Genomic DNA, 6,329 nt, shown 5'->3' with positions numbered 1-6,329 from the left:
GCCTCGGCCTCGGCCCGCGCGGCCTCGGCCGCCGCCTGGCGCGCGGCCTCTTGCGCGGCGAGGCGGGCATTGCGTTCCTCGACCAGGCCATCGGGCCGCAGACGCGGCAGGCTCGAGCGGTCCAGCGCGAGTTCCGAGCGCGGCGCGACCGGCACGGCCGGGGCGTCCGGGACCGGCGCTTGCGGACGGGCAGGCTGGCCCTCGGCCGTCGGAGCGTCCGGCGTGGCGGGGCGTCTGGGCGCGGTTTCGGCGGCGCTGTCCGGCGCCGGGACGGGTTCAGGCAGGTCGGTCGCGACCGTCACCGGCGGCCGCGCCTCGAAATCGCTGAGATCGGGCTGGCGCTCGGCCGCGTCCGGCCGGGCCAGCGCCTGTGCCGCATCCTGCGGATCGGGGGCACTGGCGCCGGCGGGGGCGGCTGCCTTGTCCTGTTCGACTTCGGGCGGGGGCATCGCTGCGACCGCGGTGGCCTCCCGAGCCACAGGACCGGCCCCGCGCGAGGCCGCGGCCAGCGCCTCGAAGTCGTCGCCGCTCATCGTGGCGACCTGGGTCGTGCGCAACGGCGTCGAGGGCTGCGGCCGGAAGAAGACCCCGCCCAGCACCGCCCACAGGATCAGCGCGGCATGTGCGCCGCCCGAGATCCACCAGCCGATGCGGGATTCGCGGTCATCCTGCATGAAATCAGCCATCCATGCGCGGGCCGCCCGGATCGGTGACCAGCACGATATTGGTAAGTCCTGCGGCATTCAGCGCGCCCATGACCTGCACCACCCTGGCATAGGGAATGGTGCCATCGGCGCGCAGGAAGATGCGGTCGCTTTGACGTTCGGCCAGTACGGCGCGCAGCCGGGCCACGATCTGATTGTCAGCGAGGGGATTGTTCATCAGCGTGATCTGTCCCTCCGCGGGGATCGAGATCACCAGCGGTTCCTCGGGCTCGGTCGGCACGGCGGTCGCGGCGGTCCGGGGCAGGTTCAGCGGCACCCCGGCCGTCATCAGCGGCGCGGCGACCATGAAGATCACCAGCAGGACCAGCATGACATCCACGAAGGGCGTCACGTTGATCTCGGACATCGGCGCGTTGCGCCGCCGCCCGCTTTTCCTTCGGCTGATCCTTTTGACGACGTCGGCCATCGCGGATCAGACCTCGCTGTCCAGCTGGCGCGACAGCAGCGTCGAGAACTCGTCCGAAAACGCCTCCCAGTTGCCGGTCACCCGTTCGGCGTCGCCCGAAAGCTTGTTGTAGAACACGACGGCGGGGATGGCGGCCAGCAGGCCAAGCGCCGTCGCCAGCAGGGCCTCGGCGATGCCGGGTGCGACGACGGCAAGACTGGTATCCTGTGACATGGCGATACCTTCGAATGCGGTCTTGATGCCCCAGACGGTGCCGAACAGGCCGATGAAGGGCGCGGTCGAGCCGACGGTGGCCAGAAAGGACAGGCCCCGGAACAGGCGCGTTTCCTCGCGCTGGATGGCGACGTTCATGGCGCGGTCGATCCGCTGCGTGCCGCCGGGGATCAGTGCGCCGTCATCGCGGTGGCTGCGCCGCCATTCGGTCATGCCGGCGGCAAAGACCCGTTCGGTCGCGCCCGAGGGCGTCTCGCCCAGCCGGTCATAGACATCGTCCAGCGGCTCGCCGGACCAGAAGGCGCGATCGAAGCGGATTTGCTCGCGCCTTGCGGCGGCGAAGGCCAGGAATTTCTGGATGATGATCGCCCAAGACCAGACCGAGGCGACGATCAGCAGCACCATCACCACCTTCACGGTCAATGACGCACGGGCAAACAGCGCCAGAAGCGAAAAATCGAGGGCCTGGGCGGCCTGAATGGGTTCCATCGTCACTGCCTCATCTTCCGGGCCTTGGTCGAATCATCCAGAACCCGCCGGTCTGCCGGACCGGCTGGCACGGATCGCCGGCCTTCTAGCCTCTCTTTATCAAATCTTGCAGCCCCCTGCCGCAACACAATGGCGTCACCTGCCGGAAAGCACCAGCCGATGCGCCGCGATGGCTTCGTAATCCGGACGCAGCCGGGTGGCCAGATCCGCCAACGGCCCGTCCAGTTCGGGACCGGGCCCCTCGGGCCCGCCAAAGCCGTTCGAGCGATTGACCGCATCGTACCAGACCGCACCCCAGACGCCATCCTCGGGATGCGGGCCGGCCTGCCAGGACAACATGGCCTCGGTCCAGGGCAGGTCGATCGCGGCGCATAATGCCCGCAGCGCGCGACGAGGATCGCGGCGGATATCGGCGCTGTCGATCACGATGGGCGCGGCGCCGCGTTCGGCCATCTCGCGAAACATGCTCCACTGACGGGCGAAACCCAGCTCGGCCGGGTCGGGCAGACCGCGCTTGGCCGCGAAAGAGGCCACGACACGCTCGGGTTCGCGGATCAGGAAGACATTGGTGACGGTCCCGGTCCAGCCCAGGTCCATGCCGGGCAGCATGTGCTGAACCATATGCTTCTGATACTGCACCGGCGCGGCCGCCGGATCGGTGGTCAATCCGGGCAGCACAATGCGCCAATCGGTGGGCTGGCTGGCAATCACCTGATCCCGCATCGGATGGGGCAGGCCGGTCTGCGACAGATAATGGGCATAGAACGGTTCGTCCACGCAGACACAATCGGGACGGGCACCGAAGCTGCGCATCATCGCCGTCGAAAGATTGCGCGGCCCCGACCACATGGCGATGCGGCGCGGCTCAGTCATCGGCCTTCCGCAGGATGGCGGCAAGCGGTGCGGGCAGGCGCGTCGGCCGTCCGCGCGCGTCCAGACAAGCGATGGTCACGCGGGCGGCGAACAGCACCTCGCCGTCGCGCGTGACGGTCTGATCCATCACGATTCGCGCGGCGCTGAGCATGTCGAGGCGGGTCGCGACCTGTACCAGATCGTCGAACCGCGCCGGCCGCAGATAATCCGCCTCGATCCGGCGCACGGCGAAGACCAGGCCCGCCTGCCGTTTCAGCGCGGCCTGATCGATCCCCAGGGCGCGCAACCATTCCGAGCGTCCGCGCTCGATGAATTTGAGGTAATTGGCATAATAGACGATCCCGGCAAGATCGGTATCCTCGTAATAGACGCGCAGGATCATGGAATGGCTCATGGCAGCTATCCTAGGACGGGGTCGGAATACCCGCAATCGCCCGTTCGGCGGGCGAAGGGGGCGGCACGGACAAACTCCGTGCCGGTCGCTGTCGCTGGACGGATGCGCGCGTTCCGCGCGCTGTCGCGCGGGCCGCATCAGGTCCGCGCGATCCTTGCCGACAGACGCAGGGCATGGCTGGGATCCTGCGCTGCCACCGGCAGGATCGGGTCATAGGCCGCCCGGATCAGCGCCGCGAGATCCGTCGAGGGCGCAACGTCGCGCGCGAAGCTCAGCGCGCTGCGCATGGTCAGCGCCTCGGCAAGCTGCGCCGGATGCGCATCGCCCAACGCGCCCGACATCCGCACGAAATGCAGACAGGCCCGGATGCCGCCATCGGCATCAAAGCGAAAAATCCGGTATTGATCGGCCTTTAGCCCGGCCAGCCGCCCGGGCAACCCATCCTGGCCCGTCAGAAGATCCAGATCCGGCACGCCCTGCAATTCCTGCCAGTCGCGCATGAAGAACAGCATCAGGTTGCTGCCCATCTCGGGGTCGGTCTCGGTCACGGGATGTCCGGCATGGGCAAAGCCGGCCCGGATTGCGGCCCGAAAGATGTCGAGGCTTTCCTCGGCCAGCCCGAACGCGACCGGCGCGACCGGTCGCCCCCATCGCGCGCACAGAAACGATCCATCCTGGCGCGTGAACAGCGCCGCAATCCGGTCAGGATCCATCGAAACCTCCGCCGGTCCCTTTGCCTTGGCCCAAATATCCTGGGGGAAGTCGCCGGAACGGCGACGGGGGGCAACGCCCCCTGCCTCCGCCGCCGGTCTATCCCGGATCAGCCGACGATCGTTGCCTCGGTCGCGGCGCGGATCTCGTCCTCGGTCACGCCATCGGCGGTCTCCACGATCTTCAGGCCGCCCTCGACCACATCCAGCACGCCCAGGTTGGTAATGATCCGGTCCACCACGGCCTTGCCGGTCAGGGGCAGCGTGCAGGATTTCAGCAGCTTTGATTCGCCGGCCTTGTTGGTGTGGTCCATGACCACGATCACGCGCTTGACGCCCGCGACCAGATCCATCGCGCCGCCCATGCCCTTGACCAGCTTCCCCGGGATCATCCAGTTCGCCAGATCGCCGTTTTCGGCCACCTCCATCGCGCCGAGGATCGCCGCCGCGATCTTGCCGCCGCGGATCATGCCGAAGCTGGTCGCGCTGTCGAAATAAGACGTGCGGTTCAGCTCGGTGATGGTCTGCTTGCCGGCGTTGATCAGGTCGGGATCTTCCTCGCCCTCATAGGGGAAAGGCCCCATGCCCAGCATGCCGTTTTCCGATTGCAGCGTGATGTCCTTGTCGCCGGTGTAATTGGCCACCAGCGTCGGGATGCCGATCCCGAGGTTGACATACATCCCGTCTTCCAGTTCCTCGGCCGCGCGGGCGGCCATCTGGTCGCGATCCCATGCCATTACGCGGTTTCCTTCTTGCGGGTGGTGACCTTCTCGATGCGCTTCTCGTGCGGGCCCTGGATGATCCGGTGCACATAGATGCCGGGCAGGTGGATGCAGTCGGGATCCAGCGCGCCGCGCTCGACGATCTCCTCGACCTCGACCACGCAAACCTTGCCGGACATCGCGGCGGGCGGATTGAAGTTCCGTGCCGTCTTGCGGAACACCAGATTGCCGGTGTCATCGGCCTTCCAGGCTTTCACAATGGCCAGGTCGGCGACGATGCCGCGCTCGAGGATGTATTCCTCGCCGTCGAAGACCTTAACTTCCTTGCCATCGGCGATCTGGGTGCCGACGCCGGTCTTGGTGTAGAAGCCCGGAATGCCGCTGCCGCCCGCGCGCATCCGTTCGGCAAGCGTGCCTTGCGGGTTGAATTCCAGCTCCAGTTCGCCCGACAGATACTGACGCATGAATTCCGCGTTCTCGCCGACGTAAGAACTGATCATCTTCCTGATCTGCTTGGTGTCCAGCAGCTTGCCCAGGCCGAACCCGTCCACGCCGCAATTGTTGCTGGCGATGGTCAGATCCTTTACGCCGCTATCGACGATGGCGTCGATCAGCAATTCGGGTATGCCGCACAGCCCGAAGCCTCCGGCCGAGATGAACATCCCGTCCTTCAAAAGACCGTCCAGCGCCTCGGCCGCGTTGTCATAGACCTTTTTCATCGGCCCTCCCCTCATGGATCCGGTTTCGATGAAAGTCATGGCCCGCAGGGCAATCCGTGTCAATCAGGCCACACCCTGTTCGTGCCGCGACTTGACCTGCCGACCCGACCGGTGGCAATCATGATGGATGAACCGCATCCGCGCCATCTCTGCGATCTCTTATCGCCCGCTGACATAGCGGGGGCAGAGCCATGTCAACCGCGCGGGGAAGCGGTTGACCGGATGACATCACCACGAGCCTGCGCCGAAATCCAGGGTCGTCCCCATGTCCAATCCCGACTGTCCCCATCTTTCGATCATCGGCTTCGGAGCCTTCGGCCAGTTGATCGCCCGCCATTTGCGCGATCACATGACATTGTGCGTCTGCGACCCCGTGCTGTTGGTCAACGACCTGTTGCAGGTCGATCTTGCGCAGGCCGCGCGCTGCCGCATCATCGTTCTGTCCGTGCCGCTGTCGCAGATGCGGTCCGTGCTGCACATCATCGCGCCCCATCTTCGCCCCGGCGCGATGGTCATTGATGTGGCTTCGGTCAAGCTGCTGCCTGCCACGATGATGCAGGCCATCCTGCCCGACCATGCCCAGATCGTTGCCACGCATCCGCTGTTTGGGCCTGCAAGCGCGCGCGAGGGCCTGACGGGTCATCGCATCGCATGGTGCCCGCTGCGCGGCGACGGCCACCGGCGAGCGGCGGCATTCCTGCGAAGGCTGGGATTGCGGGTTCTGGCAACCACACCAGAGGCACATGACCGCGAGATGGCCGTGGTGCAGGGGCTGACGCATCTGATCGCGCAGGGTTTGTCGGGAATTGGACCGATACCCGACAGGCTGACCACCGAAAGCTTCCGGCGGCTGGTCGAGGCCGTGGCGATGGTTCAGGCGGATTCACCTGAACTGCTGCGGACGATCCTGCATGACAATCCCCATGCCGGGCCGGTCCGCGCGCGGTTCGTGAAGGCGATAGCCGGCATCGCGGAGATGGCCGAGACAGGCTGAGGCATGCCCGACGGGGTCATTCGGCGGACTTCCTGCCGGCCGCGGGCTTTTTCACGGCAGCCTTCTTGGCAGTCTTGGCAGTCT

At 66.5% G+C, this 6,329-nt stretch carries 8 protein-coding genes and 1 pseudogene; 1 reads left to right on the top strand and 8 read right to left on the bottom strand.

Translation table 11 applies throughout. From position 1 onward, the window contains the following. The 8 genes and pseudogenes from B4L36_RS04975 to B4L36_RS04940 form a co-directional block, all read right to left on the bottom strand. Positions 1-686 (bottom strand): annotated as a pseudogene (locus B4L36_RS04975) (protein TolA); the annotation flags it as partial. After that, complete coding sequence (locus B4L36_RS04970) at positions 679-1,131, bottom strand: ExbD/TolR family protein (RefSeq protein ID WP_292953273.1); 453 nt, start codon at positions 1,129-1,131, stop codon at positions 679-681. The gene B4L36_RS04970 and the pseudogene B4L36_RS04975, both read right to left, overlap by 8 nt. Before the next feature lie 6 nt (positions 1,132-1,137). Continuing rightward, entirely contained in the window at positions 1,138-1,833 is a 696-nt protein-coding gene (tolQ, locus tag B4L36_RS04965) for a protein TolQ (RefSeq protein ID WP_292953270.1), read from the bottom strand. A 135-nt stretch (positions 1,834-1,968) separates the two neighbouring features. Continuing rightward, positions 1,969-2,706: an HAD family hydrolase gene (locus B4L36_RS04960; protein ID WP_292953267.1), complete on the bottom strand. Its 738-nt coding sequence runs from the start codon at positions 2,704-2,706 to the stop codon at positions 1,969-1,971. Further along, the gene (ybgC, locus tag B4L36_RS04955; protein ID WP_292953264.1) at positions 2,699-3,100 is read right to left on the bottom strand and encodes a tol-pal system-associated acyl-CoA thioesterase; all 402 of its coding nucleotides are present in this window, start codon (positions 3,098-3,100) and stop codon (positions 2,699-2,701) included. The genes B4L36_RS04960 and ybgC overlap by 8 nt, the downstream gene beginning before the upstream one ends. Positions 3,101-3,237: 137 nt before the next feature. Then, positions 3,238-3,813, bottom strand: a complete 576-nt coding sequence (locus tag B4L36_RS04950) for a hypothetical protein (protein WP_292953261.1) — start codon at positions 3,811-3,813, stop codon at positions 3,238-3,240. 107 nt (positions 3,814-3,920) lie between these two features. Then, positions 3,921-4,547, bottom strand: a complete 627-nt coding sequence (locus B4L36_RS04945; RefSeq protein WP_292953258.1) for a CoA transferase subunit B — start codon at positions 4,545-4,547, stop codon at positions 3,921-3,923. Continuing rightward, positions 4,547-5,251 (bottom strand): CoA transferase subunit A, encoded by a 705-nt coding sequence (locus B4L36_RS04940; protein ID WP_292953255.1) that lies wholly within the window; start codon positions 5,249-5,251, stop codon positions 4,547-4,549. The genes B4L36_RS04945 and B4L36_RS04940 overlap by 1 nt, the downstream gene beginning before the upstream one ends. 265 nt (positions 5,252-5,516) lie before the next feature. Between B4L36_RS04940 and B4L36_RS04935 the strand changes: the two genes are divergently transcribed. Then, on the top strand, positions 5,517-6,245 hold the full coding sequence (locus tag B4L36_RS04935) for a prephenate dehydrogenase (protein WP_292953252.1): 729 nt from the start codon (positions 5,517-5,519) through the stop codon (positions 6,243-6,245). Positions 6,246-6,329 lie beyond the last annotated feature (84 nt).

The organism is Paracoccus sp. UBA889 (assembly GCA_002294185.1).
Taxonomy (GTDB): Bacteria; Pseudomonadota; Alphaproteobacteria; order Rhodobacterales; family Rhodobacteraceae; genus Paracoccus.
The sequence above is the reverse complement of the archived record's forward strand: the minus strand, read 5'-3'. Positions and strand labels throughout refer to the sequence as shown.

Bases quoted from the DNA above. Each gene is read 5' to 3' on its own strand.
- B4L36_RS04950 (WP_292953261.1), bottom strand. From the start codon at position 3,813: ATGGATCCTGACCGGATTGCGGCGCTGTTCACGCGCCAGGATGGATCG.
- B4L36_RS04970 (WP_292953273.1), bottom strand. From the start codon at position 1,131: ATGGCCGACGTCGTCAAAAGGATCAGCCGAAGGAAAAGCGGGCGGCGG.
- B4L36_RS04940 (WP_292953255.1), bottom strand. From the start codon at position 5,251: ATGAAAAAGGTCTATGACAACGCGGCCGAGGCGCTGGACGGTCTTTTG.
- B4L36_RS04960 (WP_292953267.1), bottom strand. From the start codon at position 2,706: ATGACTGAGCCGCGCCGCATCGCCATGTGGTCGGGGCCGCGCAATCTT.
- tolQ (WP_292953270.1), bottom strand. From the start codon at position 1,833: ATGGAACCCATTCAGGCCGCCCAGGCCCTCGATTTTTCGCTTCTGGCG.
- B4L36_RS04935 (WP_292953252.1), top strand. From the start codon at position 5,517: ATGTCCAATCCCGACTGTCCCCATCTTTCGATCATCGGCTTCGGAGCC.
- B4L36_RS04945 (WP_292953258.1), bottom strand. From the start codon at position 4,547: ATGGCATGGGATCGCGACCAGATGGCCGCCCGCGCGGCCGAGGAACTG.
- ybgC (WP_292953264.1), bottom strand. From the start codon at position 3,100: ATGAGCCATTCCATGATCCTGCGCGTCTATTACGAGGATACCGATCTT.